Source organism: Brevundimonas sp. FV1ye7S (assembly GCF_058680995.1).
In genome coordinates this window covers 2745647-2770743 of sequence record NZ_CM178726.1, presented here as the reverse complement: position 1 = coordinate 2770743, position 25097 = coordinate 2745647, and the positions used below count along the sequence as shown (strand labels likewise).

Sequence of the window (25097 nt, the reverse complement as noted above, 5' to 3'; positions counted from 1 at the left end):
GAGGATGACGGACCGGGGGAGCGGTGTGTGACAAACGCCAGACTGGAGATCGCCGCCGGCTTCGCCACCGCTCAGGGGCCGAAGGCGGACAATCAGGATTTCGGCGGGGTGCATCTGGGCACCCCGGCCGAGCAGCGCGAGCATGGGGTCGTGGCGGTCATCGCCGACGGGGTGTCGGGCTCGAAGGCCGGGCGGATGGCGGCCGAGCTGACGACGCGCAGCTTCATCGACGGCTATCTGGACCAGAACCCGCTGAACGGCATCGCCGCCAACGGGATCAAGGCGCTGCGGGGCTTCAATCGCTGGCTCCATGCGCGGGGCAGGATCGATCCGGCCATGGAGGCGGCGGCGACCACCTTCACCGCCCTGATCCTGCGCGGGCGGGAGGCGGTGGCGCTGCATGTGGGGGACAGCCGGGCGTATCATTTTCGCGACGGGGTGCTGACGTGCCTGACCGAGGATCACACCCGGGCGCAGCAGGGGTTGAGCCATGTGCTGTACCGCGCTGTCGGGATCGAGGCGGACGTCAAGCTGGACGTGCGTCATGTCGGCCTGGCGCCGCACGACCGGCTGCTGCTGACCACGGACGGGGTTCACGGAGTGCTGACGGACGAGGCCCTGGCGCGGCTGCTGGCGCGGCGCGGATCGCCTGACGCCGACGCCCAGGCCATTCTGGCCGAGGTGGCCGAGGCGGGCGCGCGGGACAACGCGACCGTCCTGGTCATCGACGTCATGGGAATCGGGGCGCCCGACTGGGAGGCGATCACCGCCGAGGCCGAGGGCCTGGCCATCCTGCCGCCGCCGAAACAGGGCGAGACGGTGGACGGGTTCCATCTGGAGCGGCTGGTGGCGGACGGCCGCTACACCCGGCTGTTCCTGGCGCGGTCCGTGGACGCCCGGTCCAGCGACGCCCGATCCAGCGACGAAAGGGTCGTGCTGAAGTTTCCCAAGCCTGCGGCGGTGTCGGAGCGGGGGGCGCGGACCGCCTTCCTGCGCGAGGCCTTCATCGGCCGGCGGATCGACAGCCCCTTCGTCGGCAAGGTGCTGAGCCTGGATGCGGGGCGCCAGAGCCGGCTCTATATCGTCCAGCCCTTCTATCCGGGCCAGACCCTGCATGCGCGGCTGGCCGAGGACGGGCCGCTCGAGATCGCCGAAGGGATCGGCGTGGCCCTGAAGCTGGCGCGGGGCGTCGCGGCCCTGCACCGGGCGGGGGTGACGCACCGCGACATCAAGCCGGACAATGTGATCCTGGAGACGACCGGCGGGCTGAAGCTGGTCGATCTGGGCGTGGCGCGGCTGAAGCGGGCCGAGGAGTTCGCCGAGGCCGAGGCGCCCGGCACCCCCGGCTACAAGGCGCCCGAAATGTACGACGGCGAGAGCGGGAACGCGGCCACCGACCAGTTCGCCCTGGGCGTGACCCTGTACCGGCTGTTCACCGGCGCCTATCCGTGGGGCGAGGTCGATCCGTCGGACGCGCCACGTTTTGATCGCGCGCCCGTATCGCTCGGACGACGCCGGCCCGACATGCCCGCCTGGCTGGAGGCCGCCGTCATGCGCGCCGTCGCCGTCGATCCGGATGAACGGTTCGAGGACGTGGAGGAGCTGATCCATGTGCTGGAGACGGGCAGCACCGCCGCCGCGCCCGCGCCCCGCCCCCTGTCGCTGATCGAGCGCGATCCGGTGCGGTTCTGGCAGGGGCTGTGTCTGGTCCTGGTCGTGCTGCTGATGGTGTCGCTGGCGACGCGATAGGCGCGGCCACGACACGCCGTTCGGCAATATCGCCGTCGGGTCAGGATTCCGGTCGGGTCAGGACTCAGGCGGCCTCGGCCAGCGGCGGCAGCACATTGTCCAGGTCCAGCAGGCTGATCATCTCGCCGTCGACGGCGAATATGCCGGCGATCACGCCGGGGCCGCCGTCGTCGCCCATGTCAGGCGTCTGTTGGCGCATCCCGTCGTCCAGTTCGACGATGTCCGACACCGCCTCGACCAGAAGACCGACCGTGCGCGAGCCGCATTTCACCACCATGATGGCGTGACGGGCCGAGGGTTCCTTGGTCGGCAGGCCGAGGCGCGCCGCCAGGTCGATGATGGGCAGGACGACGCCGCGAAGATTCACGACGCCCTTCATGTAGTCAGGCGCACGGGGCAGGGGCGTGGTGGGCGTCCAGCCGCGGATTTCCAGCACCGAGGTGATGTCGATGCAGAAGGCTTGCTCGCCGACGCGGAAGCCGACCAGTTCGCGACGATCACCCTTGGAAATCAGCATCACAAATTCCTCCCGACCCAGGCCAAACCGATTGGCTGATCCCGAGGCAGACCCCAGTCTCGCGCACCAGCCTAGCGATTTCGTTAATGCGGACCGAGTTTCGGATGGCGCGGCCGAAGCCGGGTTCAGGCCCGCCCGCCCTGGCTGGAAAGCCGGCCCGCATCGACGCCCATGCGGGCCAGGGCGCGGGTCCATTTGGACTCGTGGTCGCCGTCGAAAATCAGATCCAGGTCGGCGTCGGCGGTCAGCCAGACGTTTTCGGCCAGTTCGTCCTCCAACTGGCCCTCGCCCCAGCCGGCGTAGCCGAGCAGCAGGGCCGACCGCCGGGGGCCGGCCACGGCGTCGGTCATGGCGGCCAGGGCCTCGCGCGTTCCGGTCATGGCCAGGCCGTCGCCGAAGGGCAGGGTGTCGTCGCCCGTGCTCCAGTCGTCGGTGTGCAGCACGAAGCCCCGTTCACGTTCGACAGGTCCACCCATCAGGACGACCCGACCGACCGAATCCTCCGGCGCCGGCGCGTCCAGCTTGTCCAGAACAGTCTTCAGATCGACGCCGGGCGCCGGGCGGTCGATCCGCAGTCCCATGGCGTGATCCGGCCCGTGCGCGCAGATCAGGATGACGGCGTGTTCGAACCGGGGGTCGCCGATGCCGGGCATGGCGACCAGGAGACGGCCCGTCAGGGATGAGGCGTCGGTCATGATGATCCTATCATCGGGCGTGAAACGGGCGGGCGCAAGGCGTTGCCGCTTGCGATGACGGCGGCGACGTCTATCTGTCGCGGGCGCACCCATCCAACCCGCGCGGAGAGAGCCCCATGACCATCCAGATCGGCGACCGGATTCCGAACGCGAGCTTCGCCCGGGCGACGGCCGAAGGCCCCAAACCCGTCAATACGGCCGACATCTTCGCCGGCAAGACCGTGGCCCTGTTCGCCGTGCCGGGCGCCTTCACCCCGACCTGCTCGGCCCGCCACCTGCCGGGCTTCAAGGACAATCTGGAGGCCATCAAGGGCAAGGGCGTGGACGTGGTCGCCTGCATCTCCGTCAACGACGCCTTCGTCATGAAGGCCTGGGCCGAAAGCCAGGGCATCGACGACGAGTCCATCGTCATGCTGGCCGACGGCAACGGCGACCTGACCCGCGAACTGGGTCTGGTGCTGGACGGCTCGGGCTTCGGCCTGGGTCAGCGGTCGCAGCGCTATTCCATGCTGGTCAAGGACGGCACGGTCACCCAGCTGAACATCGAACAGGGCGGCGAGTTCAAGGTGTCTTCGGCCGAGCACCTGCTGGCGCAGCTCTGATGGTGGTTGGTCCAGGCTACCGCTTCGTTACTTGAGCCTGGACCAACGTTCGGGGCGGTCGGTCCAGGCTGCCGCTTCGAGACTTGAGTTCTGGACCGATCATGAGCACCGACGTCTTCAGTCCTGAACAGCGCAGCGCGGTGATGCGGCGCGTGAAGGGGCGGGACACGTCGCCGGAACTGGCCGTGCGCAGGATCCTGCGCGCGGCCGGGATCGGGTATCGGCTGGGCGGCCAGGGCCTGGCCGGTCGGCCGGATGTGACGATGAAGGGGCGCAAGGTCGCCGTCTTCGTCCACGGCTGTTTCTGGCATGGGCACGACTGCGCGCGGGGGGCGCGCAAGCCCAAGGCCAACGCCGAATACTGGAGCGCCAAGATCGACCGCAACCGCGCCCGCGACGCGCGGGTGACGGCCCAATTGCGGGATGACGGCTGGCGGGTTCTGACGGTGTGGGAGTGCGACCTGCGCACGCCGGGCTTCGCCGAACGGCTGGTCGCGGATGTCCGGGATCAGGCGGCGGCGATCTCGGCCGCCTGAGCGGAGTCGTCCAGCACATGCTGCAGCGCGCCCAGCAAGGCCGGGGGCGTCAGGGGTTTCGAGACGAAATAGGCCATGCCTGCGGCCTGACAGGCGGCGACGTCTTCGGGGGCGGTGTCGGCGGTGACCGCGACGACGGGCGTCCGGGCGTTGGGGCCGCCCTCGGCGCGCAGGCGGCGGGTGGTCTCGCGCCCGTCCAACTCCGGCATGCGGACATCCATGAAGATGACGTCGAAGACCGTCTCGGCGCAGCGCTCCAGCGCGATCATGCCGTCGGCGGCCGTGACGATGTCGCAGCCGAGAGGCTGCAGGATCAGTTGGACGGCGCGACGGTTGATGTCGTGGTCGTCGACCACCAGCAGGCGCAGCGGACGGTCGTCGTCGGTCTGATCGGCGGTTTCGGCCGTCGTCGAGGCGTCGGCGTCCCGTGGGACGGCCGGCGGCGTTCCCGCGTCCGGCCCCGCGGCCAGCGGCCGGGCCGCCAGGGCCAGGGCGATGTCCAGACGGCTGTCGTCGCCGGGAACCAGGATCGGCGCGGCGTTCTCGCCGAAGGGCAGGCTCAGGGAGACGGTGAAGCTGGCGCCCTGGCCCGGCGCGCTGCGCGCCGTCAGGCGGCCGCCCATCAACTCGACCAGGTCGCGGCTGATCGCCAGACCCAGGCCCGAACCGCCGTACCGGGCGCTGACGCCTTCGGCCGTCTGGTCGAACGGGTTGAACAGCCGCGCCAGCTGATCGCCGGTCATGCCGGGGCCGGTGTCCTGAACCTCAAGCAGAACACAATAGCCGGAGGGCTCTTCGGCCCAGGCGTCCAGGCGCAGGGTGATCCGGCCCTGGGGCGTGAACTTCACCGCATTGGACATCAGGTTGTTCATCACCTGCCGGATCCGCATGGCGTCGCCCTTGACGCTGCGGGGCATGCGCGCGGCGCCCTCGACGCGCAGCTTCAGGCCCTTGGCCTCGATCGGTCCGCGCCACAGGCGCAAGGTCTGGGCCAGCGTGGCGCGCAGGTCGAAGTCGACGGCCTCGACCGTCATCCGGCCGGCGCCGATCTTGGAGTGATCCAGCAGGTCGTCCAGCAGGGCCTTCATCATCAGCCCGGCGTCGGTGATCAGATGGGCGTTTGACCGCGAGTTCGCGTCCAGCGCCTGAAGCTCTGCGGCGCCGGTCAGTATGGCGCCGATCGGGGTGCGCAGATCGTGACCGATGGCGGCGAGGAAGGCGGTGTGAGCGACCAGGCTCTCTTCGGCCTTCACACGCAGGCGCTCGGCCTCGGCGTGGGCGCGCATCTGGTTCTCGGTCGCCTCGCTCATCTTCTGCCAGCTGATGATGGTGAAGAAGATGACCAGGACCACGGCTGCGGCGGCCGTCATCACCAGGGGCGGCGGCGCGCCGAACCAGGCGGCCAGGAAGGGAACCGCCAGCAGATACAGCATCGGCGGCGTCAGGGAGGAGACCAGTATCGATTTCGAGCGCGGCGAATTGATCATCGAGAAGAGCATCAGGGCCGGCAGCATCAGGGCCGCGCAGACCCCGCCCAGCGGACCGCCGATCAGCCACATCGGAATCGACAGACTGCCGAACAGCGAGGCGCTGGCGAACAGGCTCAGGCAGGCCGTCACCCGGCCCCAGAGGGGGATCTTCCCGTCGCCGTCACGATTCACGCGCGCGAAGGCGAGCAGTTCCAGACCCTGCATCAGGCCATAGGCCGCGAACCAGGCCAGGCAGATCCGCCAGCCGATCATGGGCGTCACGACAAGGGCGACGGCGGCCCCCAGTCCCAAACGCTGCAGCAGATTGCTGCGGCGATGGCGGGCGGCCACTGTCCAGCCGCTTGCGGCGGTGTCGACTGCGGTCGTCTTGGACATCCAGCTTCCCGGCAATACGAACCGTGGTCGTTCGCTTGGCGGTACTAGACGCAGATCGAGGCTAACGCTCTGTCAACGCGAGGCCCCGATAGCGGCCGAAATTGAGGAAAAACCATCGGCGCGCAGTCGCGCCGCCAGATCACGCTTGATGCGGGTGATCAAACCGGGCCCGTCGTAGATCAAGGCGGAATAGACCTGAACGGCGCTGGCCCCCAGACGGATGCGGGCATAGGCCTCGGCCCCGCTGTCGATCCCGCCGACCGCGATCAGGGGCAGGCGCCCCTGGGCCGCTTCGGCGGCGGCGCGCAGAGCCTTTTCCGCGAACGGGCGGATCGGGGCGCCCGACAGGCCGCCCGTCTCATGCGCATCGGGGGATCGCAGGGTCTCGGGCCGTTCCAGTGTGGTGTTGGAGACGATCAGGCCGTCGATCCGGTGCGCCAGCGAGGCCTCGACGATCATGCCGATCTCGTCGGCGATCAGGTCGGGCGCAATCTTCAGGAAGACCGGCACGCGGGCGGCGGCGTCCGTGGGGCGGGCGGCGTCGATCCGGCCCAGCAGATCGTCCAGCTGTTCACGCCCTTGCAGGGCGCGCAGACCGGGGGTGTTGGGCGAGGAGATGTTGACGGTGAAATAGGAGGCGCGGCCGGCCAGGCGTTGCAGGCCGGCGACATAGTCCGCCGCCTTGTCCTCCGTATCCTTGTTGGCGCCCAGGTTGGCGCCGACGACCACGTCCGTGGGGCGGCGATCCAGACGGGCGGCGAAGGCCTCCAGGCCTTCATTGTTGAAGCCCATCCGGTTGATGATCGCGCGGTCCTCGGTCAGGCGGAACAGGCGGGGCTTGGGATTGCCGGGCTGCGGGCGGGGCGTAACCGAGCCGCATTCGACGAAACCGAAGCCCAGCCGCGACAGGCCGCGCAGGGCCTCGCCGTTCTTGTCCAGGCCGGCGGCCAGGCCGACGGGATTGGGCAGGGCGAGCCCCGCCAGCGTCGTATGCAGGATCGGATCGTCGGCCGCCGGGGCGGGAAGGGCGGCGAGGGCCAGGCCCTTGATCGCCACCTGGTGGGCGGTCTCGGGATCGAGGCGGCGAAGGGCGGCGGCGCCCCAGTCGGCCAGCAGGCTCATGCCGGATCCTCGAACAGCATGGCTCCGTCCTCGGCGACCGAGAGGGCGCGCAGGGCGGCGACGGCGGCGACGGGCAGGGGCGCGTACAGATGCGGGAACAGGTCGCCGCCGCGCGACGGCTCCCACACCAGATCCGCGCCGAACCGCGCCAGATCGACCGTCAGCAGCATCAGATCGTCGCGGCCCGCGTAATGGCGGCGCACGGTCTCGACCAGTTGTTCGCCGGTGGACATGTGGATGTAGCCGTCCGCCAGATCGACGGCGGAGCCTTCGTAATGGCCCTCGGCCAGGGCCGCGCGCCATTCCTCGGCGGCGAGGATCTTGTAGGCGGTCCCGGTCATGCGACCCCCAGGTCGCGCGGAGTCAGGAAGCCTTCGAAGACGCAGCGCCCCGCGACATCGACGGTGAACAGGGCGGCGGCGGCGGTCGGGAAGCCCCCGGCCAGACGGTCCAGAATGGCCGGCGAGGCCGCGCTTTCGGACAGGTATTCGGTGGCCAGCACATGGACGCCGGGATTATGGGCCAGCAGCATCAGGCAACCGGCCTCGTCCTCGCAGGCCTCGACGAAGCGACGCAGCACGTCGGACGGCGCATTGTACAGGCGCGGTTCGTCGCGGACTTCGACGTCGCCGAAGGCGTCGTGCATCTGGTCCCAGGTCTGGCGCGTGCGGACGGCGGACGAGACCAGGGCCAGGTCGGGCTTCAAACCGCGCTCGGCCAGGGTCTGGCCCATCCGCACGGCCTCCTTGCGTCCGGTGTTGGACAGGGGGCGGGCTTCGTCGCCGCCGGACGGGCTGGAGGCCTCCGCCTGGGCGTGCCGCATGAGGATCAGTCGATGCATGAGGCTCGCCATAAGGCCGTTCGCGTCCGACGAACAGATGGGACGATCTCAACTCCCTGTCAGGGGTGCGGACGGGGCGTCGGGGAGGAGGTCGAGGCGACGGGCTGGGGCGTCAGCGCCGGCCGGGCCGGAACGCGCTGGGCCAGGCCGCTGGGACGGATGCGCGCATAGGCCTGTCGCGACGCCTCCAGCAGGATCACGCCCGCGGTGTTCGGCGCGATGCGCCGCCCGACCTGTTCGAAACCGTCGGCCAGGGGCAGCAGCGGCGTCCACGGCGGGACATACAGGGTCTGGGACCAGGCCGCCGGCTCCAGCCCCGCCTCGCGCACCAGCCGCTCCAGCTGGCCCCGGGTGAAGGGGCGGCCGTGGCCGAAGGGGGTGTTCTCGGCCCGCGCCCACAGGCCGCCGCGCGCCGCCGCCGCCAGGATGATGCGCCCGGTCGGGGCCAGGGCGCGCACGGCCTCCAGCAGCAGGGCGGCGGGATCGTCGGCCTCTTCCAGGGCGTGGACCAGCAGGATGCGGTCGAACGACCCGGCGGCGAAGGGCAGGCGGCGGTCGTCGACCAGAAGGGTGCGGTTGCGCCCCACGCTGGGCCAGTGTTCGACGCCCTGGCCGCTCGGCATGGCGGCGACCACGCGGCGGGCGCCGACGAAGGCGTCCAGCCAGGGCGTGGCGTAGCCGACGCCCAGAACGTCGCAGTCGGGCGCCTCGCCCCAGGCGTCGTCCAGGCGCCGGGCCAGCAGACGGCGCACCAGGGCCCCGGTCGGCTCGCCGTAGAAGGTTCGAAGCTCGTCGATGCTGCGCCGCATGGGGTCCACCATAGGCCCGCCGGAGCCGTCCTGCTAGAATGACGTCATGACCCTGGATGTTCACCTGTTTCCGTGCCGCAGCGACAATTACGGCTTCCTGATCCGCGATACGGCGACCGGCGTGGTCGCGGCGGTGGACACGCCGGATGCGGAGCGAATCCTGCAAGAGCTGGAGGCCCTGGGCTGGGGGCGGCTGGACCTGATCCTGAACACCCACTGGCACCCGGATCACACCGAGGGCAACGAACGGCTGAAGGCCGAGACGGGCTGCGAGATCGTGGGGCCGGAGGAGGTGCGCCGCGTCGCGCCGCTGGACCGGGTGGTCGCGGAAGGCGACGAGGTGATGGTCGGCGAGACGCGGTTCGAGGTCACGGCCACGCCCGGCCATACGCTGGGCCATGTCGTGTTCCGCTCGGTCGAGAACCAGCTGGCCTTCGTCGGCGACACCCTGTTCGCCCTGGGCTGCGGCCGGTTGTTCGAGGGGACGCCGGAGCAGATGTGGGCCAGTCTTCAGGCCCTGGCCGCCTGGCCCGAGGCGACCGTCGTCTGGTGCGCCCACGAATATACGGCGTCGAACGCGCGTTTCACCCTGACCCTGGACGACCGGCCCGAGACCCGGGCCCATGCCGAGGCGATCTTTGCGGCGCGGGCGCGGGGCGAGCCCACCGTGCCGACGACGATCGGGACGGAGCGGCGGTTCAATCCGTTCCTGACGGCGGTCGATGCGGCCCAGTTCGCCGCGCGGCGGGCCGCGAAGGACGGCTTCAGCGGCTGAGAACGTCGTCCGCGACCACGCGGACGATCAGGGCCGAGGACGGACGGCCGGCCACGCCGGCGCGCGGCATGATCACGATGCGCAGGACGCCGCGTGAGAAGGTCGCCTGGGGGCCCCGGCCCTGATCGACGATCTCGATGCGGCGGATCTTGTCCGCCTCGCGGCGCAGGGCCGGTGATCGGGCCATGCGGGCGATGGCGTCCACGGCGGTCGACAGGGCGTCGGCGGCCACGGCTTCCGAGCCCGGCTGAATGTCCACGTCCACGACCACCAGTCGGCCCAGGGCGCGGCTGGCCCGGTCGCTCTGGCGGATGATGTAGTTCCACAGCTGGACGGCCGTCAGGGCCGGGGCCAGCAGGGGCGCGGCCTCGCCCGACGGCGAGACGGGCGAGCCCTGGGGCGCCGTGGTGGTGTACAGGGTCATGCCGCCGTCGGCCGTGACGCGCAGCACCTGGTCGCCGTTGTCGTTGCGATAGACGATGTCGCCGCGCGGGGCGGGGGCGGGACGCAGCACCCAGATCTCGGTCGAACGGTCGAACCGCAGCAGGGGGCGCGACCCGGTCACGTCCAGCACGAACCCCTGTCCCGTGCCGGCCACGTAGCGGGCCGAGGGCGGCAGGTTGCGGCGCGACTGGGCGTGGCAGTCCGAAGGCAGGACCGCAGGCGCAGCCACGGACAGACCCACGGTCACGACGGCCGCCAGGGCCATCGCGGTCACGCGAGGCGACTTTTTCGCCCAGTCCGTTTCCGTCAACTTCATGAGACTGTGGATGAAACCGTCACGCGGCGGATTTTGGGCGAAGCGGCTTCACCCGACCAGGTACTGACCGCCGTTCAGAGACAGGGTGCAGCCTGTGACATATCCAGCACGCTCGCCCACCAGCCAGGACACCATGTCGGCGATCTCCTCGCCCTTGCCCAGGCGGCCCACGGGGATCTGGGCCACGATGGATTCCAGCACCTTGGGGTCCATGGCGCCGACCATCTCGGTGTCGATATAGCCGGGGGCGATGCAGTTGACGGTCACGCCCTTGCGGGCGTTCTCCAGGGCCAGGGCCTTGGTGAAGCCGATCATCCCGGCCTTGGCGGCGGAATAGTTGGTCTGGCCCACCTGGCCCTTCTGGCCGTTGATCGAAGAGATGTTGACGATCCGGCCGTGGCCGCGGTCGCGCATGCCGTTGATGACCTGGCGGGTGGTGTTGAAGACGCTGTCCATGTTCACCCGGATCACGTCGGACCACTGGTCATGGCTCATCTTGTGGAAGAAGCCGTCGCGGGTGATGCCGGCGTTGTTGACCAGGATGTCGACCGGACCCAGCTCGGCTTCGACCTCCTGCACCGCGCGCGCGCAGTCTTCGAAGCTGCCGACATTGCCCTTCACTACGAAACAGCCGGTGGCCCTGGCCGTGGCCTGGGCGGCTTCGTCATTGCCGGAATAGCCGGCGGCGACGCGAACGCCGTCCTCGCTGAGGCGCTGGACGATCGCCCTGCCGATGCCTCGGGTGCCGCCGGTCACGAATGCCACACGCGCCATGATCGTTTCCTTGTCCCTTTGGTCCGTCTGCTGCGGACCGTGGTTAAAGGTGTAGCGACGCCTCGGCCGCAGGCAAGCCCGATTTCCGCGGGGGAAACCGGGCTTGATGTCGCACGGATCAGGCCGCCAGCTTCTCCATGTCGATGACGAAGCGGTAGCGGACGTCGGATTTCAGCATCCGCTCATAGGCCGCGTTGATCTGGTCGGGGGCGATGGTCTCGATGTCGCAGGCGATGCCGTGCTCGGCGCAGAAGTTCAGCATCTCCTGGGTCTCGGCGACGCCGCCGATCAGCGAGCCGGCGATGCGGCGGCGACGCCACAGCAGGGGCACGGCGTAGACCGGCAGGCCCTCGGTGGTCAGGCCCAGCATCACCATGGTGCCGTCGCGGGCCAGCAGCTGGACCTGGCTGGAGATCTCGTGCGTGGCCGAGACGGTGTTGATGATCAGGTCGAAGCTCTCGGCCGCAGCCTTCATCGCCGCCTTGTCCGAGTTGATCAGGAAATGCTTGGCGCCCATCCGCTCGGCGTCGGCCTTCTTGCGGTCCGAGGTGGACAGGACCGTGACCTCGGCGCCCATGGCCGCCGCCAGCTTGACCGCCATATGGCCCAGGCCGCCCAGGCCGATGACCGCGACCTTCGAGCCCGGTCCGACGCCCCAGGTCTTCAGCGGCGAATAGGTGGTGACGCCGGCGCACAGCAGGGGGGCGGCGACGTCCAGCGGCAGGCTGTCGGGGATGGACAGGACGAAATGCTGGTCGACGGTGATGTGATCGGAATAGCCGCCCTGGGTGATGGTCTCGGCCGTGCCGCCCTTCCGGTCCTTGCCGCCGTAGGTGCCGGTGAAGCCGGGCACGCAATACTGCTCCAGCCCTTCCTGGCACGACGAACATTCGCGGCAGCTGTCGACCATGCAGCCGACGCCGACGCGGTCGCCTTGCTTGAAGCGGGTGACGTTCGAGCCGACGGCCGCCACCACGCCGGCGATCTCGTGACCGGGCACCAGCGGGTACTGGGCCTGGCCGGTCTCGCTGCGGGCCATGTGCAGGTCGGAATGGCAGATGCCGCAGTATTTGATGTCGATCAGCACGTCGTCGGGGCCGGGATCGCGCCGTTCGAAGCTGTAGGGGGTCAGGGGCTTGTCGGCGGCGGTCGCGGCGAAGGCGCGTGTGGCGATCGGCATGGGGGAGGTCCTTCAGGCTTGGGGGCAGGCTTTGGGGCGTGGGCGCCAGATGTGGCCCGGCGTGACCGGTCGCAAGGCGGCGCGCGTCATTTCAACTGGGCGATCAGCGCCTGGGCCGCCGCCGGGTTCCGCACCTTGGCCCCCGAGATGAAATAGGCGAAGACCTCGCCGCGTTCGGCCCAGGCCCTGGCCTGGTCGGCGACAGCGGACAGTTCGGCGGCGGTCATGCCGGTCGGCTCGTCCTCGCGGCTGGACATCAGCCGGGCATATCTGAAGTCAGACGTTTCTTCGTCGATCTGGGGCCAGGTCGGCTCCTCGTCATCGACGGCGTAGACGATGGCCGCGCCGTATTTGCGCGCCAGATCGTAGAACTGCTCGGTGGCGAAGCTCGGGTTGCGGACCTCCAGGGCGTGGCGCAGGCGCAGGCCGTCCTTCTCGGGCGGCAGCAGTTTCAGGAAGCCCTCGAAATCCTCGGGGTCGAACTTTTTCGTGCCCATGAACTGCCAGTTGATCGGCCCCAGCCTGTCGCCCAGTTCGGTCAGGCCCTGGGATAGGAACCGGTCGAAGCTCTCGCCGCCGTCCGACAGGATCTTGCGATTGGTGCAATAGCGGCTGGCCTTGACCGAGAAGACGAACCCGTCCGGCGTCTCGTCACGCCATTTGCGCCAGCTATCGGGTTTGAAGGTCGAATAATAGGTGCCGTTGATCTCGATACTGGTCAGTTTCGACGCCGCGTATTCCAGCTCGCGCTTCTGCACCAGGCCCTCGGGATAGAAGATTCCGCGCCAAGGTTCGAAGGTCCAGCCGCCGACGCCGATGTGGATGGGGTGGGTCATGGCCAGTCGCTTCCCAGAGGTGAGGCCGTCCAGTCCTCGCGTGCGCTGCGGATGCGGAGGACTGCGACGATGTCGTCGATGTGTTCGTAGATGATGACGTGAGCGCCATAGGGCTGAACCCTGACGGGCGGCTGGATATCCGTGTGCAACCGGCCCGTATCGGGGAACAGGAGCAACTGCTGCAACTGGTCTTCCAAGCCTGAAATATAGGTTTCGGTCTGGCGGGCGCCGAACATTTCCAGGCCCTGCCAGAAAATCAGGCGCAGATCCGCTTCGGCGTCTTCGCTCAGCCGCAGGCGGGTCACGCCGCGCCCTTGCGTCTTTCGAATTCGGCGCGGACTTCCTCGAAGATCTCACGTGGGGTCTTTTCGCTGATCCCGCCGGCGCGCGCCTCGTCCACCAATCGCTGCATATGGGCGATCTTCTCGGCCTTGACCTGTTCGCGGCGGATCAGGTCACGGACGACGTCCGAGGCGTTGGCGTAGCGGCCTGATTTGGCCTGTTCCTCGACCCAGGCCTTCATCGGGTCGGGCAGGGAGATGTTCATCGTCGCCATGGGGTCTGCTCCTGTCCGGTCAGAATGGGGGTTTGGCAATCTTTGTCAATTGTCGCAGGGGATTTCAGACGGTGCGGCGAAAAAACAGTGTCTGAATCGTCTGAATTGTCTGAAATCGGGGTGGGACGAAATTGCGCGGAGCCCTCGAACCCAGGGCGAGGCGCCAGAGTCTGCAACTGAATGAGCCTCCCTTCCAATGCCGACGACGGGAGTATAGGCCCGCAGGGAAGGGCGGGGGGTGGCGACGGGATTTTTCAGTCAGGCGGTTGTTTCGTCGACAGAATGTCTGCGGAATTAGGATAGGTGGCGCCTGCGCCGACCGTCCGCGCGCCGGCCCTTATGATCGGCGCGTCATGGTCACGGCGCCGATATGGCCGCCGATGGGGAGCAGACGGACCCTCAGGCTCGCATCGCCCTGGAACCCGCCGCGCGACCGCCCCGTCAGGGTGAAGGTCATGCGCACCCCGCCCGAGGCCATGACCACGACCAGCTTGCCGTCCCTTATGCGGCAATCGGCCGGCTCGCCGTCGAGAACGCACGAGAGCCGGCCGCGCGGCTGGGGCGTGACGGTCAACGGAAAGTCGAGCTGATTTCCGCTCTTGGACTCAAAGGAGATGTTGAGGTCCTGCCGCTCGGCCGGCGTGATCTTCAGCATCCAGTCGCCGGCCACCTCGCCACTGGTGATGGGCGGCGCGGCCTGAGCCAGGGCCGTTCCGCAAAGGGCGCCGGCCGCCAGGACGCCCGCCAGGAACGCTCGCCGCTTCGCCATGCCCGCCTCCGACCGTTCAGCCTGGAGTAGGGTAGGGCGATGATGCTGGATTGCCGCGTGAATTATTGGAAAGGTTGGGGATCAGCGGACTGTGCGGAGGTCTTAAAGGGGTGAAAGGGGTGAGAAGCGGACGACCATGGATTATGCAGCCCGTGTTTCTCCGACGTTCAAAAACGGCGTCACCGCCGCCATCGCGCGCTGGACGTATTCAGCCTTCTCGCCGACGGGCGCGACGTAGTGAATGGCTTCTTCTGCGTCACGCAGGGTCGCCAAGCGCGCAATCATCCAAGCGGCAAGGTATTGCGAGGCTAGGCAACCGCCGGCGGTTGCGACATTGCCGTGCGCGGCGAACGGCGCATCAACGACATTTACGCCCGCCTCGATAACCCAAGGCTTGGTCGTCAGGTCGGTGCAGGCGGGCAGGTCGCCGATCAGCCCCAGCTTGGCCAGTAGAAGCGTGCCGGAGCACTGAGCGCCGATTAGCTGGCGCGACGGGTCCAGCGGGAGGCGCGACAGGAACGTGGGATCGGCGGCGTAATCGCGGGTCTTGATCCCGCTGCCAATCAGCACCGCGTCGGCGTCGGCCAAGAACTCCAGCGGCTTCTGGCGCTGAATCGTCACCCCGGCCATCGAGGTGACCTCCGGCGTGGGGCAGGTGATGTGGGCCGCCCAGCCCTGTGATTTCATCCGGTTTAAGATGCCTGCTGCGATGAAGGAATCCAGCTCGTTGAAACCATCAAGGGTTAGGACGGCGATCTGCATGACGGGCACGGCGCTAGGAGATGATGAGGAAGACGGCAGGGTCGCCGAGTTATAGGGCCGCCGCAAGAGCGGACATTCTGGTTGCCCGGTTCGGGTCGTCTTGCGAAATCGCCGCCGGTTCGCAAAGCAGACTTAGGGAGCGGGGCTCTCACCCGCTGCTCCGGTTGTGACCGGTATGTTCGATTACACCATCCCAGGCCCAGGTTCAGCGAACCGAGACGCCTCGTCAACTGATGTGAGGCATGGCGTGGTCGGATGCTTCCCCCCTCATTCCGCGTCCAAATCCCCCCGCGCCGCGTCCGCCAGGGCGAAGAAGCGGTTGCGGACTTCGGCGGCGAAGGGGTTGTCGCGTTCGATCGCGCGGAAGACGGCGGGGCTGTCGTGGCGGACCATGTCGACGGCCTGCATCAGGCGGTCGAAACTGGCGGTGGTCATACGGGTCGGCAGGGGCTCCATGGCCAGCAGCAGGCGGGCGATCAGATGGGTCAGGCCCTGGACCGTGGCGGCTTCGCGGTCGTGATCCTCGGGGCTGACCTGAAACACCTTCAGGGCCAGGGCGCGGCGGCAGAAGGCGGCGACGCGGCGGGCGTCGCGTTTGCCGCGCACTTCGCAGACGGCGAGGCGGAGGCCGGCGATGCCGGCCTTGCCGCTCTGGGGGCCGAACAGGGGGTGGGTGCCGACGATCCGCACGCCGGGGGGCAGGAGCTCGGCCATCAGCCGGGCGGGTTTGACCTTCACCGAGCCGACGTCGATCACCAGAGCGTCGGGGCGCAGGTGGGGGCGGATTTCGGTCAGGGTGGCGGCCAGGGCCTCGACCGGGACGGCCAGGATGATCGTGGGGCAGGCGGCGGCGGCAGCCAGGTCGGTCAGGGTGGCGTGGCCGTCTGCGTCCGTAGCGGCCGGGTCATGGGCGTGGATGTCGAACCAGGGCGACAGATGCCGCGCCGTCAGCCGCCCGAAGGCGCCGAAGCCGATCAGGCCGAGTTTTTCCTTCTCCCCCGTCATCCTCGGGTCAAGCCCGAGGATGACGGGGGTGGGGGTGGAGCGGGTGACGGATTGTGTAGAGGCCGACCTCACAGCGTCTCCATGAACCGCACCGGCCGTCCATGGGCCGATCCGATCAGTTCGCCGTCCTGCATCACCACCCGGCCACGCACGATGGTGGCCATGGGCCAGCCTGTCGCCTCGAAACCGTCGAACGGGGTCCAGCCGCAGCGCGACGCCTGCTGGTCATGGGTGATGGTGCGTTTGGCCTTCAGGTCGACGATGGTCAGATCGGCGTCATAGCTGACGGCCATCCGCCCCTTGTTGGCCGTGCCGAACACCCGCTGGGCGCCGGCCGAGGTCAGGTCGATGAACCGCTCCAGGCTGAGCCGGCCCTGGGCCACATGGGTCAGCATCAGGGGCACCAGGGTCTGCACCCCCGGCATGCCGGACGGGGAGGCCGGATAGGGTTTGGCCTTCTCCTCCTTGGTGTGGGGCGCGTGGTCGGACCCCAGCACGTCGGCGACGCCCTGCTGCATGCCCCACAGCCACAGGGCGTCCACATGCTCCTGCGACCGGATCGGCGGGTTCATCTGGGCGTAGGCGCCCAGCCGTTCATAGGCTTCGGGGGCGGCCAGGGTCAGGTGTTGCGGCGTGATCTCGACGGTGGCGACATCCTTGTGGAAGCGCAGGAACTCCATCTCGTCCTTGGTCGTGACGTGCAGGACGTGGATGCGGGCGCCGGTCTCCTGGGCCAGGCCGACCAGGCGACGGGTCGAGCGGATGGCGCTTTCGGCGTCGCGGACCTCGGGGTGGCTGGTCCAGTCGCCGGTGCGGGCGAGACCGCGGCGTTCGACCAGGCGGTACTCGTCCTCGGAATGGAAGGTGGCGCGGCGGCGCACGTTCGACAGGACCTTGCGCACCCCCTCGTCGTCGGCGATCAGCAGGTCGCCGGTCGAGGCGCCCATGAAGACCTTGACCCCGCAGCAGCCGGGCAGCCGCTCCAGCTCGCCCAGATAGTCGGCGTTCTCGTGCGTGCCGCCGACATAGAAGGCGTGGTCGGTCCACATCCGGTCCTTCGCCCGGACCAGCTTGTCGGCCATGGTGTCGGGGTCGGTGGTGTTGGGATTGGTGTTCGGCATCTCGAACACGGCGACGACCCCGCCCAGGGCCGCCGCGCGTGACCCGGTCTCCAGGTCTTCCTTCCACTCCAGGCCGGGTTCGCGGAAATGGACCTGGGTGTCGATGACGCCGGGCAGGACCGTCAGGCCCGTCGCATCGAAGGTCTCGCCCGCCGAGGCCTGGGACAGGTCGCCGATGAAGGCGATCTTGCCGTCGATCACCCCGACGTCGGCCCGGCCGCGCCCGGCGTGATTGGCCACCTCGCCGCCGCGGACGATCAGGTCATAGGTCTGGGTCATGGGGGCGGCTCCTGGCTGGTTATGCGAGCTTCTAGCGGATGCGGCACGGGTCGCGAAACGGCTAAACCTCTCCCTCCCCGTCCGGGGAGGGTGGCCGAGCCGTAGGCGAGGACGGGTGGGGCGGGCAGGGCGACACAGCGGGTCTGTTAGAGATGGCGCCGGCTCGCTCCCCCTCTCGCTCGCCTTCGCCTGGCCGCCCCCGCCCGGCCGCTGCGCGGCCCCCCTCCCCGGACGGGGAGGGAGATTGTCGTCAGCCCCGTTCCTTCAACAGCCGAACCGACGCCTTCAGCACCCGTTCCCACGGCAGGTCCATCATGTGCTGGATCGCCTGGTTCAGCCGGGGGTCCAGCGCCTTGAACTCCTCGAAGCTGCGGGGGCCGCGCACGGCGACGCCGTTCCAGGGGCCGCGCGTCGCCTCGTCGGAGGGGCCGAAGGCGGCAACGACCGGCACGCCCGAGGCGACGGCCAGATGGGTCCAGATCGAGTCGGCGCCGACGTAGAGGCTGGCTTTCGACAGGGCCGCGACGGTCTGGAGCCGGGTCAGTTTGCCCTGGAGTTCGATGACGCGGGCGCGCGGCACGGCGTAGCGGATGGTGTGGGCCGCCTCGCGGTCGATCTCCTCGCCGACCAGCATCAGCCGGCCGCCCGCGAGCGGCCCGTCGTCGGCCAGCAGTTTGGTCGCCACCTTGGCGTAGCGTTCGGCGGGCCAGCGGCGGCCCATCCATTCGACGCCGGGGCCGATGGCCAGGATGGGCCGATCCTTTTCAGAATTGGCGCCGCCGGATACGGGGATCAGGGCCTCGACCTGGGCGCGCGTCTGATCCGAGACATGGAGGCGGGGGGCCGGAACCTCATGCGGCTCCAGCTTCAGCACTGCGGCCGCCGCCTGGACCGCGTGCAGGCCGGGCTGAGCGGTCTTGTCGCGCACCGCCCGCTTCACACGGCGCAGCTTGCCCGACAGGTCCGAGCCGCGCATGTCCACGATCAGGCCCCACTTGGTCCCGCGCACCTGGTTCCACAGGGCGATCCAGTCGAAACGGCCTTCGCGCTCCAGCACCAGCAGCCGTTCCAGGCGCGGGGTGTCGGCGAACAGGGGGGCGCTGGCGGCCGAGCCGACGACGGTGAAGCCGGCCTCCGGCAGGCTGTCGACCAGATGCGCCAGAACGCCCGAGGACAGCACGGCGTCCTCAGCGTCGGCCTCGGCGATATAGAGGATGGGGAAACGCCCGATCATCCGTGGACCTCATACAGGGATTCTGGCCGGGGTTCAGCGTCAAACGCCCGTATCCACAGGCTGGTTTCCCCTGAAGACGCGATGGGCTAGAGCCACGGCCATGAGCAAGACCCCCAATCCGGCCCCCGATCCCGCCGCCCAGGCCGCCCTGGAACGGTTCAGAGCCCAGCGCGTGACGGCCATCTACCGCCTCGATCTGATCGCTCAAGGCGCGACCATCGCCTATGAGGACGGGACGCCGGTGGACATGGCGTCGGAGAAGACGCGGCTGGAGGCCGTGGTCGCCGACATGGACCGCCGCATCGCCCGGCTGGAGCGGGCGGGCGAGTGAGCCTGCCCCTGCTGCCCGACCGGACCTGCGGGGCCTGCGTCGAATGCTGCCGGGCCATTCCGCTGGACCTGCCCGAACTGGCCAAGCCGACCGGCGAACTGTGCGCCTATTGCGTCGAGGCCGCCGGCTGCTCGGTCCATGCGATCCGACCGAACACCTGTCGCGTCTGGTTCTGCCTGTGGCGGGTGGTCGAGCTGTCGGACGACTGGCGGCCGGACCGCAGCGGGGTGATCGTGCGGCCCGACGGGATCGAGGACGGGGTCATCACCCTGTATGTCATCCGGCCGTCTGACTTCCTGGCCTCGCCGGACTTCTTCGCCACAGTGGCCGGCTGGATCGCCGAAGGGGTCGAGGTGGCGCTGAGCATTCCCGGCCCGGTCGGGACCTACCCCGCCCGCGCCGTCGTCACCGACTGGCTGCGGCCGGCGGTGGAGGCGGGCGATCCCGCCGCCTTCCTGGCGCGGGTGCTGCGGTCGCTGGACAAGCTGGCGGAGCATGATTTCCAGTCGGACGGGGTCGTGGCGCGCTACGCCGTGGCCTGAGCTGACGGCTTTGGGACGCGCGGCGCATACGGGGTTTCCGCAGGTTCGACTTAGCCGGTTCTTAACAGCGTTCCGTCAGTGATCGTCCTACAATAACCGTCGTCCAGAAAGGGCGCCGCAGCTATGCACGAATGGGACGCCCTGCGTCGCCCGATATGGTTGTTCGATCCGGTCAACCGGCGCGGCGTCTACGCCAATCCGGCGGCGCTGGAGCTATGGGAGGCGGACAGTCTGGAGGCCCTGCTGGCCCGTGGCTTCGGCCAGTTGTCGCCGGCGGCCGTGGCGCGCGTCGAACGGCTGGCGCGCGAGACCGCCGACGGGTCGGTCGTCTGCGACCAGTGGACCTTCTACCCCAACGGCCACCCGGTGACGGTAGCGGCGGTGATCTCGACCTATCTTCTGGAAGACGGGACGCCGGTGCTGCTGGTCGAGGCCTCGCCCATCGCGGCGGACGGCGACGAGAACCGCGCGGCCGAGGCCCTGCGCCATACCTCGACCCTGATCAGCCTGTTCGATCCCGAGGGGCGGCCGATCTTCTCCAATCCGGCGGCCTTCGCCGCCTACGGCACGGCGACCGACGGGTTCGAGGCGCGGTTCGCCGAGCCGGAGCGCGCGCCGCCGCTGCTGGCCGCCGCCCTGGCCGGAAACGCCGTCACCGACGTCTGCCAGGTCGTCACGCGTGACGGGCTGCGCTGGCATCAGCTCGACGTGCGGCCGGTCACGGACCCGGCGACCGGCCAGATGAGCGTGCTGCTGGACGAACGCGACGTGACCGCGCGGGTCCAGGCCCAGAACGCCCGCGCGGCGGCCGAGCAGAAGGCCGCCATGGCCGAGGCGCGCCAGGCCTTCCTGACCGAAATGTCGCACGAGCTGCGCACGCCGCTGAATACGGTGATCGGCTTCTCGGACCTGTTGGCGACGTCCAGTCTGAATGTCGAACAGGCCGACCATGTGGGGCGGATCAACAACGCCGGTCAGCGCCTGCTGTCGGTCGTCAACGAGATGATCGACCAGTCGGGCAGGGACGCCTCGGAAGGCGACGCCGCGCCCGCAGCGACCGGTCTGACCGTCGTCGAGTCAGAGGTCGGGGCGAAGGTTCCGGCCGAGGTTCCGGCCGAGGTCTCTGGGGCCTGCGAAGCCATCGAGACGGAAGGGTCGGGGCGGACGCCCAGGATCCTGTATGTCGATGATCACGACTGCAACCGGGCCCTGGTGGTCGCGGTGCTGGAGGTCCAGGGCATCGCCTGCACCACGGCCGAGGACGGCGCCCAGGGGCTGGAAGCCGCCCGCACCGGCGACTGGGACCTGATCCTGATGGATATCCAGATGCCGGTCATGGACGGGGTCGCCGCCACCCGCGCCATCCGCGCCCTGCCGGGCCATCGCGGCGCCACCCCCATCGTCGCCCTGACCGCCAACACCCTGGCGGAACAGAAGGCCGAGTATTTCGCCGCCGGCATGGACGACTGCATGGCCAAGCCGATCAACATCGTCGAGCTGACCCACATGGTCCTGAGCTGGACCAGCAGCGACTGGCGCCGAAGCGGGCCGCCGCTGATCGCCGCCGTCGCCTGAGACGCGCGCCCCGAGGCGCGCTTGTTTTTCAGGCGGTCTTCAGGCCGGCAGGACGGACTGGATGCCCGCCAGCAGACTGGCGGCGGTGATGGGCTTGGGCACATGGATGTCGGCGCCGGCCTGGATCGCCTGCTCGCGGTGCTGGGCCATGGCGTTGGCGCTCAGCATGATGATCGGCGTGTGGATGTTGGCGGCGCGCGTCGCTTCCAGTTCGCGGATCATGCGGGTCGCGGTCAGCCCGTCCATGCCGGGCATCTGCATGTCCATCAGGATCACGTCGAAGCTGCCGGCCTGGAAGGCGGCGACGGCCTGGGCGCCGTCCTCGACCGTGATCAGTTCGACGGGGTGTCCGGCCAGAATCAGCTGAACCACGCGCTGGTTGGTCGGATGATCTTCCGCCAGCAGGACCCGGATCGTGTGCATCGGCGCCGGGACCTCGGCCGCCCTGGCGCGTTCGCCGGCGACATAGTCGGACAGGGAGGTGCTGCGGGCCAAAGGGACGTCGATCCTGAAGCGGCTGCCCTGTCCGGGCGTCGATTCGGCCGTGATCCGTCCCCCCATCATCTCCACCAAGGCGCGGCAGATCGACAGGCCCAGGCCCGTGCCGCCGAAGCGCCGGGTGATGGTGGCGTCGGCCTGGCTGAAGCGGTCGAACAGGCGGGGGGCGTGTTCGGCGTCGAAGCCGACGCCGGTGTCCTGGATGTCCACGATCAGATGGGTCAGGCTGTCGTGGTCTTCGTCCAGGGCGATGCGGACTGAGACGCCGCCCTGGTGGGTGAATTTCACCGCGTTGGACAGGAGGTTGCCGATCACCTGGCGGATGCGGGTGCTGTCGCCGACGAAGACGCCGCGCGCCTCATCGTCGCGGATGACGTCGAATCTCAGGCCCTTTTCGTCGGCGCGGACACGCATGACGTCCAGCGGCGCGTCCAGGGCCTCGTCGAGGTCGAAGGGGCGGGTCTCCAGCGTCAGCTCGCCCGCCTCGATCTTGGAGACGTCGAGGATGTCGGACACCAGCCGTTCCAGGGTGACGCCGGACGCCCGGATCAGATTGACCATCTCGGTCTGGGCGGGATCCAGGGCGGTGCGGGACAGCGCATCGACGATGCCGATCACCCCGTTCAGGGGCGTTCGCACCTCGTGGCTCATATTGGCCAGGAAGTCGGACTTGGCGCGGCTGGCGGCCTCGGCGGCGGCCTTGGCCTCGATCAGGGCCTGTTCGGCGGCGACCTTGGCCGTCACGTCGCGCGCCACGCCATAGATGCGGTCGCCGAACCTCTGGGCGCGCCATTCCAGGGTGACGTAGTGACCGTCCCTGTGCCGATAGCGATTGGTCTGACCCAGAACCGGGTCGCCGGGGCGGCGGTTCGTGACCTCCAGGATGGCCGTCTGTGTGGCGGGCTGGTCGTCGGGATGCACGAGACTGGGCAGAAGCTGACCGACCAGTTCATCGGGCCGATACCCCAGGACCGAGAACCAGGAGGCGCTGGCCTTGACCACCGGCCCGTCCAGTTCACGCACGACCAGAAGATCCAGCGACACGTCGAAGAAGGTGTCCAGATCCACATCGGTCGGCGGTGGGCGCAGCGCCTCGGCGGGCGAACGGATCATTGCAGCAATTCCTCGCGAAGTGATTCAGCCACTACGCCAGATCGGTTAAGGCCGCATTTGCGTGCACGAGGTTGTTTCAACTGGGCTCATATGTCGCGTCTGTTAAGGTGAAGCCATGATCGCCACCCTGTTTCTGTTCGCCGCCCTCCAGACCTCGCCCGCCGTCCCTGCTGAGGATCGGTTGGAGGATCTGGTCCTGACCGACAACCGGGCCTGCACGGCCGACGGCGCCTGGTGCGTCAGCCTGGTTGAGGAGGTGTGGGAGGGCGAGGTCGTGGTTGCGCCGGTCGTGAGGGCCGCCGGCGATCCGGCGGCGGGCGGCGAGATCGAGGCGGGTGACATCGAGACCTATCAGCCGTGGACCGGCCTGGTTCGGCTGGCGGACGGCGGTTTCCTGGCCGGGGTCGAGGCGGTCGCCCGCAGCATGTATTCCGGCGGCGGGGGACAGGCGTCGGAACTGCGGCTGTATCGTCTGGATGCAGCCGGGGCGGCTGAAGCCGGGGAGTATGGGGCCGCGCCGGTCCTGACCGTGCCGCTGCGGGGGTCGCTGATGATCCGCGCCTGTTTCAGCGAGGCGGACATGAAGCAGCGCGCAGGCGCCTGCCATGACGAGTACAGTTTCGACGCCAGGCTGAAGACGGCGGGCGGCTGGGACGCCCTGCCCATGCTGGATTATGAGACCGTCGCCACCGCCTTTCCGCGCGGGGTCTCGCGGTCCGAGGACTCGCTGGAGAAGGCTCCCCTGACCAAGGCCGATCTGGTGGCGGAACGGGATCCGAAATGCAGCTACCAGCGGCGTTTCGTCTTCGACGCTGCGGCGGGCGTCTATCGCCCGGACCAGCCGCTGCCGGACTGTTCGGACTATACGGTCCCGTAGGTTCAGTAGGCGAAGTCGGCGTAGATCCGTTTCACGTCGCCCTGCCAGACGCCGTGATACAGGTCCAGCAGGCGTTCGGCCGGGGTGATCCCGCTGTCGGCGATGTCTTCCAGTTCCGACAGATAGCCGCGCTCGTCCACCATGCCGCCCGAGAAGCGGGCGCGGTTCTTCAGGCCCTGTTTGGCGATGTTGACCAGATCGACGGCGATGTCGCGCACACTGCGGCCCGCCACCTCGGCCTTCAGGCCCAGGCGGGTCACGTCGCGGCGCAGGCGCTCATGGTCGGCGATGTCCCAGTCCTTGACCAGGTCCCAGGCGGCCGCCAGCGAGGGGGCGTCGTATAGGACCCCGGCCCACAGGGCGGGCAGGGCGCAGATCCGGCTCCACGGGCCGCCGTCGGCGCCCCGCATCTCCAGATAGGCCTTCAGCCGCACCTCGGGGAAGAGGGTGGTCAGATGGTCGTTCCAGTCCTTGATCGTCGGATATTCGCCCGGCAGGGCGGGCAGTTTGCCGGCCTGGAAGTCGCGGAACGACTGGCCCGAGGCGTCGACATATTTGCCGTCGCGCTTGGCGAAATACATCGGGGTGTCCAGCGCATAATCGGCATAGCGTTCGAAGCCGAAGCCGTCCTCGAACACGAAACCCAGCATGCCGGTGCGGTCGGCGTCGGTGTCGGTCCAGACGTTGGCGCGGGCCGACAGGAAACCGTTCGGCCGACCCTCGGTGAAGGGCGAACAGGCGAACAGGGCGGTGGCGATCGGTTGCAGCGCCAGCGAAGTGCGGAACTTGGCCACCATGTCGGCTTCGGAATCGAAGTCCAGATTGGCCTGGATGGTGCAGGTGCGCAGCATCATGTCCAGGCCCAGGGTCCCGACCTTGGGCATATAGGCGCGCATGATGTCGTAGCGGCCCTTGGGCATGACCGGCACCTGTTCGCGCGTCCACAGCGGGTCGAAGCCGGCTCCCAGGAAGCCGACGCCCAGCTGGTCGGCCACCTGTTTGACCTCCATCAGGTGCTGGCCGGTCTCGTTGCAGATGTCGTGGATGGTCTTCAGCGGTGCGCCGGACAGTTCGAACTGGCCGCCGGGCTCCAGGCTGACCGAGGCGATGAAGCCCTCGTCGTTGCGACGCTCCAGCCCGATCAGGACGCCGTTCTCCTCGACCCGGGACCAGCCGAACCTTTGCAGGCCCTCCAGCATGGCCTTGATGCCGCTCGGCCCGTCGTAGGCGGGGCGGGCCAGGGTGGTCTTGTCGAAGCCGAACTTCTCGTGCTCGGCGCCGATCCGCCACTGGTCCTTGGGCTTGGCGCCCTTGGACATGGCTTCGATGAGGACGTCCCGGCTCAGCGGCGCGTTGTCGGTCATGCGTCAGATC

General features: G+C 68.9%; 28 protein-coding genes. 8 read left to right on the top strand and 20 right to left on the bottom strand.

Annotated elements, in window-relative coordinates; genetic code table 11:
- Positions 1-27: 27 nt before the first annotated feature.
- The gene (locus ACW18C_RS13490; protein WP_492071433.1) at positions 28-1749 is read left to right on the top strand and encodes a bifunctional protein-serine/threonine kinase/phosphatase; all 1722 of its coding nucleotides are present in this window, start codon (positions 28-30) and stop codon (positions 1747-1749) included.
- A 64-nt stretch (positions 1750-1813) separates the two neighbouring features.
- On the opposite strand, the gene ACW18C_RS13485 is transcribed toward ACW18C_RS13490, so the two are convergent.
- The gene (locus tag ACW18C_RS13485; RefSeq protein WP_035309906.1) at positions 1814-2266 is read right to left on the bottom strand and encodes a chemotaxis protein CheW; all 453 of its coding nucleotides are present in this window, start codon (positions 2264-2266) and stop codon (positions 1814-1816) included.
- Positions 2267-2391: 125 nt separating this feature from the next.
- Positions 2392-2961 (bottom strand): YqgE/AlgH family protein, encoded by a 570-nt coding sequence (locus tag ACW18C_RS13480; protein WP_008264211.1) that lies wholly within the window; start codon positions 2959-2961, stop codon positions 2392-2394.
- A gap of 116 nt (positions 2962-3077) precedes the next feature.
- Here ACW18C_RS13480 and ACW18C_RS13475 point away from each other — a divergent pair, with 116 nt between their 5' ends.
- Both ACW18C_RS13475 and ACW18C_RS13470 read left to right on the top strand, forming a co-directional pair.
- Positions 3078-3563, top strand: coding sequence for a peroxiredoxin (locus tag ACW18C_RS13475; protein ID WP_008263696.1), 486 nt, complete (start codon positions 3078-3080; stop codon positions 3561-3563).
- 101 nt (positions 3564-3664) lie between these two features.
- Positions 3665-4099: a very short patch repair endonuclease gene (locus tag ACW18C_RS13470; protein ID WP_008262989.1), complete on the top strand. Its 435-nt coding sequence runs from the start codon at positions 3665-3667 to the stop codon at positions 4097-4099.
- Here the strand turns inward: ACW18C_RS13470 and ACW18C_RS13465 are convergent.
- From ACW18C_RS13465 to ACW18C_RS13445, 5 genes are all read right to left on the bottom strand, one after another.
- On the bottom strand, positions 4072-5964 hold the full coding sequence (locus ACW18C_RS13465; RefSeq protein WP_372705123.1) for an ATP-binding protein: 1893 nt from the start codon (positions 5962-5964) through the stop codon (positions 4072-4074). The genes ACW18C_RS13470 and ACW18C_RS13465 overlap by 28 nt on opposite strands.
- A gap of 72 nt (positions 5965-6036) precedes the next feature.
- A complete protein-coding gene (locus ACW18C_RS13460) occupies positions 6037-7086 on the bottom strand; it encodes a quinone-dependent dihydroorotate dehydrogenase (RefSeq protein ID WP_492071429.1) in 1050 nt (349 codons plus the stop codon).
- Positions 7083-7427, bottom strand: coding sequence for a DUF952 domain-containing protein (locus ACW18C_RS13455; protein WP_492071427.1), 345 nt, complete (start codon positions 7425-7427; stop codon positions 7083-7085). The genes ACW18C_RS13460 and ACW18C_RS13455 overlap by 4 nt, the downstream gene beginning before the upstream one ends.
- Positions 7424-7927, bottom strand: coding sequence for a SixA phosphatase family protein (locus ACW18C_RS13450; protein WP_492071425.1), 504 nt, complete (start codon positions 7925-7927; stop codon positions 7424-7426). The genes ACW18C_RS13455 and ACW18C_RS13450 overlap by 4 nt, the downstream gene beginning before the upstream one ends.
- Before the next feature lie 59 nt (positions 7928-7986).
- Positions 7987-8736, bottom strand: coding sequence for a methyltransferase domain-containing protein (locus ACW18C_RS13445; protein ID WP_154726577.1), 750 nt, complete (start codon positions 8734-8736; stop codon positions 7987-7989).
- Positions 8737-8782: 46 nt separating this feature from the next.
- Between ACW18C_RS13445 and gloB the strand changes: the two genes are divergently transcribed.
- Positions 8783-9511 carry a hydroxyacylglutathione hydrolase gene (gene gloB / locus ACW18C_RS13440; protein ID WP_492071423.1) on the top strand — a complete coding sequence of 243 codons (729 nt, stop codon included), beginning with the start codon at positions 8783-8785 and terminating at the stop codon, positions 9509-9511.
- On the opposite strand, the gene ACW18C_RS13435 is transcribed toward gloB, so the two are convergent.
- From ACW18C_RS13435 to ACW18C_RS13385, 11 genes are all read right to left on the bottom strand, one after another.
- Entirely contained in the window at positions 9501-10220 is a 720-nt protein-coding gene (locus ACW18C_RS13435; protein ID WP_230307690.1) for a DUF4908 domain-containing protein, read from the bottom strand. The genes gloB and ACW18C_RS13435 overlap by 11 nt on opposite strands.
- A 99-nt stretch (positions 10221-10319) precedes the next feature.
- Positions 10320-11045: an acetoacetyl-CoA reductase gene (phbB, locus tag ACW18C_RS13430; protein ID WP_035310400.1), complete on the bottom strand. Its 726-nt coding sequence runs from the start codon at positions 11043-11045 to the stop codon at positions 10320-10322.
- Positions 11046-11163: 118 nt separating this feature from the next.
- Complete coding sequence (locus tag ACW18C_RS13425; protein ID WP_492071421.1) at positions 11164-12225, bottom strand: NAD(P)-dependent alcohol dehydrogenase; 1062 nt, start codon at positions 12223-12225, stop codon at positions 11164-11166.
- An 86-nt stretch (positions 12226-12311) separates the two neighbouring features.
- Positions 12312-13061: a DUF72 domain-containing protein gene (locus ACW18C_RS13420; protein WP_492071419.1), complete on the bottom strand. Its 750-nt coding sequence runs from the start codon at positions 13059-13061 to the stop codon at positions 12312-12314.
- Positions 13058-13366 carry a type II toxin-antitoxin system RelE/ParE family toxin gene (locus ACW18C_RS13415; RefSeq protein ID WP_008263996.1) on the bottom strand — a complete coding sequence of 103 codons (309 nt, stop codon included), beginning with the start codon at positions 13364-13366 and terminating at the stop codon, positions 13058-13060. The genes ACW18C_RS13420 and ACW18C_RS13415 overlap by 4 nt, the downstream gene beginning before the upstream one ends.
- Complete coding sequence (locus ACW18C_RS13410) at positions 13363-13656, bottom strand: type II toxin-antitoxin system ParD family antitoxin (protein ID WP_492071417.1); 294 nt, start codon at positions 13654-13656, stop codon at positions 13363-13365. Before ACW18C_RS13410 ends, ACW18C_RS13415 begins: the two co-directional genes overlap by 4 nt.
- A gap of 298 nt (positions 13657-13954) precedes the next feature.
- Complete coding sequence (locus ACW18C_RS13405; RefSeq protein WP_492071416.1) at positions 13955-14386, bottom strand: hypothetical protein; 432 nt, start codon at positions 14384-14386, stop codon at positions 13955-13957.
- A 141-nt stretch (positions 14387-14527) separates the two neighbouring features.
- Positions 14528-15148: a DJ-1/PfpI family protein gene (locus ACW18C_RS13400; RefSeq protein WP_035310407.1), complete on the bottom strand. Its 621-nt coding sequence runs from the start codon at positions 15146-15148 to the stop codon at positions 14528-14530.
- A 267-nt stretch (positions 15149-15415) separates the two neighbouring features.
- Positions 15416-16153 (bottom strand): prephenate dehydrogenase/arogenate dehydrogenase family protein, encoded by a 738-nt coding sequence (locus ACW18C_RS13395; protein ID WP_492071413.1) that lies wholly within the window; start codon positions 16151-16153, stop codon positions 15416-15418.
- Between the two features lie 68 nt (positions 16154-16221).
- Positions 16222-17553, bottom strand: coding sequence for a dihydroorotase (locus tag ACW18C_RS13390; RefSeq protein ID WP_492071411.1), 1332 nt, complete (start codon positions 17551-17553; stop codon positions 16222-16224).
- 250 nt (positions 17554-17803) lie between these two features.
- On the bottom strand, positions 17804-18787 hold the full coding sequence (locus tag ACW18C_RS13385; protein WP_492071409.1) for a glycosyltransferase family 9 protein: 984 nt from the start codon (positions 18785-18787) through the stop codon (positions 17804-17806).
- 100 nt (positions 18788-18887) lie between these two features.
- On the opposite strand from ACW18C_RS13385, the gene ACW18C_RS13380 reads away from it, so the two are divergent.
- The 3 genes from ACW18C_RS13380 to ACW18C_RS13370 all read left to right on the top strand — a co-directional run bounded on the left by ACW18C_RS13380 (position 18888) and on the right by ACW18C_RS13370 (position 21235).
- On the top strand, positions 18888-19118 hold the full coding sequence (locus ACW18C_RS13380) for a hypothetical protein (protein WP_492071407.1): 231 nt from the start codon (positions 18888-18890) through the stop codon (positions 19116-19118).
- Positions 19115-19660, top strand: coding sequence for a hypothetical protein (locus ACW18C_RS13375; RefSeq protein ID WP_492071405.1), 546 nt, complete (start codon positions 19115-19117; stop codon positions 19658-19660). Before ACW18C_RS13380 ends, ACW18C_RS13375 begins: the two co-directional genes overlap by 4 nt.
- Positions 19661-19783: 123 nt before the next feature.
- Positions 19784-21235 (top strand): hybrid sensor histidine kinase/response regulator, encoded by a 1452-nt coding sequence (locus ACW18C_RS13370; protein ID WP_492071403.1) that lies wholly within the window; start codon positions 19784-19786, stop codon positions 21233-21235.
- Between the two features lie 39 nt (positions 21236-21274).
- On the opposite strand, the gene ACW18C_RS13365 is transcribed toward ACW18C_RS13370, so the two are convergent.
- Positions 21275-22846 carry an ATP-binding protein gene (locus ACW18C_RS13365; protein ID WP_492071401.1) on the bottom strand — a complete coding sequence of 524 codons (1572 nt, stop codon included), beginning with the start codon at positions 22844-22846 and terminating at the stop codon, positions 21275-21277.
- A gap of 115 nt (positions 22847-22961) precedes the next feature.
- Here ACW18C_RS13365 and ACW18C_RS13360 point away from each other — a divergent pair, with 115 nt between their 5' ends.
- Positions 22962-23723 carry a hypothetical protein gene (locus ACW18C_RS13360; RefSeq protein WP_492071399.1) on the top strand — a complete coding sequence of 254 codons (762 nt, stop codon included), beginning with the start codon at positions 22962-22964 and terminating at the stop codon, positions 23721-23723.
- A gap of 2 nt (positions 23724-23725) precedes the next feature.
- Here the strand turns inward: ACW18C_RS13360 and ACW18C_RS13355 are convergent, their stop codons facing one another.
- Positions 23726-25087 carry a glutamate--cysteine ligase gene (locus ACW18C_RS13355; RefSeq protein ID WP_492071398.1) on the bottom strand — a complete coding sequence of 454 codons (1362 nt, stop codon included), beginning with the start codon at positions 25085-25087 and terminating at the stop codon, positions 23726-23728.
- Positions 25088-25097 lie beyond the last annotated feature (10 nt).

What these genes read in the sequence shown, in the direction of transcription:
- ACW18C_RS13485 (WP_035309906.1), bottom strand. Translation starts at nt 2,266, where the DNA reads ATGCTGATTTCCAAGGGTGATCGTCGCGAACTGGTCGGCTTCCGCGTC.
- ACW18C_RS13480 (WP_008264211.1), bottom strand. Translation starts at nt 2,961, where the DNA reads ATGACCGACGCCTCATCCCTGACGGGCCGTCTCCTGGTCGCCATGCCC.
- ACW18C_RS13475 (WP_008263696.1), top strand. Translation starts at nt 3,078, where the DNA reads ATGACCATCCAGATCGGCGACCGGATTCCGAACGCGAGCTTCGCCCGG.
- ACW18C_RS13470 (WP_008262989.1), top strand. Translation starts at nt 3,665, where the DNA reads ATGAGCACCGACGTCTTCAGTCCTGAACAGCGCAGCGCGGTGATGCGG.
- ACW18C_RS13465 (WP_372705123.1), bottom strand. Translation starts at nt 5,964, where the DNA reads ATGTCCAAGACGACCGCAGTCGACACCGCCGCAAGCGGCTGGACAGTG.
- ACW18C_RS13460 (WP_492071429.1), bottom strand. Translation starts at nt 7,086, where the DNA reads ATGAGCCTGCTGGCCGACTGGGGCGCCGCCGCCCTTCGCCGCCTCGAT.
- ACW18C_RS13455 (WP_492071427.1), bottom strand. Translation starts at nt 7,427, where the DNA reads ATGACCGGGACCGCCTACAAGATCCTCGCCGCCGAGGAATGGCGCGCG.
- ACW18C_RS13450 (WP_492071425.1), bottom strand. Translation starts at nt 7,927, where the DNA reads ATGCATCGACTGATCCTCATGCGGCACGCCCAGGCGGAGGCCTCCAGC.
- ACW18C_RS13445 (WP_154726577.1), bottom strand. Translation starts at nt 8,736, where the DNA reads ATGCGGCGCAGCATCGACGAGCTTCGAACCTTCTACGGCGAGCCGACC.
- gloB (WP_492071423.1), top strand. Translation starts at nt 8,783, where the DNA reads ATGACCCTGGATGTTCACCTGTTTCCGTGCCGCAGCGACAATTACGGC.
- ACW18C_RS13435 (WP_230307690.1), bottom strand. Translation starts at nt 10,220, where the DNA reads ATGGCCCTGGCGGCCGTCGTGACCGTGGGTCTGTCCGTGGCTGCGCCT.
- phbB (WP_035310400.1), bottom strand. Translation starts at nt 11,045, where the DNA reads ATGGCGCGTGTGGCATTCGTGACCGGCGGCACCCGAGGCATCGGCAGG.
- ACW18C_RS13425 (WP_492071421.1), bottom strand. Translation starts at nt 12,225, where the DNA reads ATGCCGATCGCCACACGCGCCTTCGCCGCGACCGCCGCCGACAAGCCC.
- ACW18C_RS13420 (WP_492071419.1), bottom strand. Translation starts at nt 13,061, where the DNA reads ATGACCCACCCCATCCACATCGGCGTCGGCGGCTGGACCTTCGAACCT.
- ACW18C_RS13405 (WP_492071416.1), bottom strand. Translation starts at nt 14,386, where the DNA reads ATGGCGAAGCGGCGAGCGTTCCTGGCGGGCGTCCTGGCGGCCGGCGCC.
- ACW18C_RS13400 (WP_035310407.1), bottom strand. Translation starts at nt 15,148, where the DNA reads ATGCAGATCGCCGTCCTAACCCTTGATGGTTTCAACGAGCTGGATTCC.
- ACW18C_RS13395 (WP_492071413.1), bottom strand. Translation starts at nt 16,153, where the DNA reads ATGACGGGGGAGAAGGAAAAACTCGGCCTGATCGGCTTCGGCGCCTTC.
- ACW18C_RS13390 (WP_492071411.1), bottom strand. Translation starts at nt 17,553, where the DNA reads ATGACCCAGACCTATGACCTGATCGTCCGCGGCGGCGAGGTGGCCAAT.
- ACW18C_RS13385 (WP_492071409.1), bottom strand. Translation starts at nt 18,787, where the DNA reads ATGATCGGGCGTTTCCCCATCCTCTATATCGCCGAGGCCGACGCTGAG.
- ACW18C_RS13380 (WP_492071407.1), top strand. Translation starts at nt 18,888, where the DNA reads ATGAGCAAGACCCCCAATCCGGCCCCCGATCCCGCCGCCCAGGCCGCC.
- ACW18C_RS13370 (WP_492071403.1), top strand. Translation starts at nt 19,784, where the DNA reads ATGCACGAATGGGACGCCCTGCGTCGCCCGATATGGTTGTTCGATCCG.
- ACW18C_RS13365 (WP_492071401.1), bottom strand. Translation starts at nt 22,846, where the DNA reads ATGATCCGTTCGCCCGCCGAGGCGCTGCGCCCACCGCCGACCGATGTG.
- ACW18C_RS13360 (WP_492071399.1), top strand. Translation starts at nt 22,962, where the DNA reads ATGATCGCCACCCTGTTTCTGTTCGCCGCCCTCCAGACCTCGCCCGCC.
- ACW18C_RS13355 (WP_492071398.1), bottom strand. Translation starts at nt 25,087, where the DNA reads ATGACCGACAACGCGCCGCTGAGCCGGGACGTCCTCATCGAAGCCATG.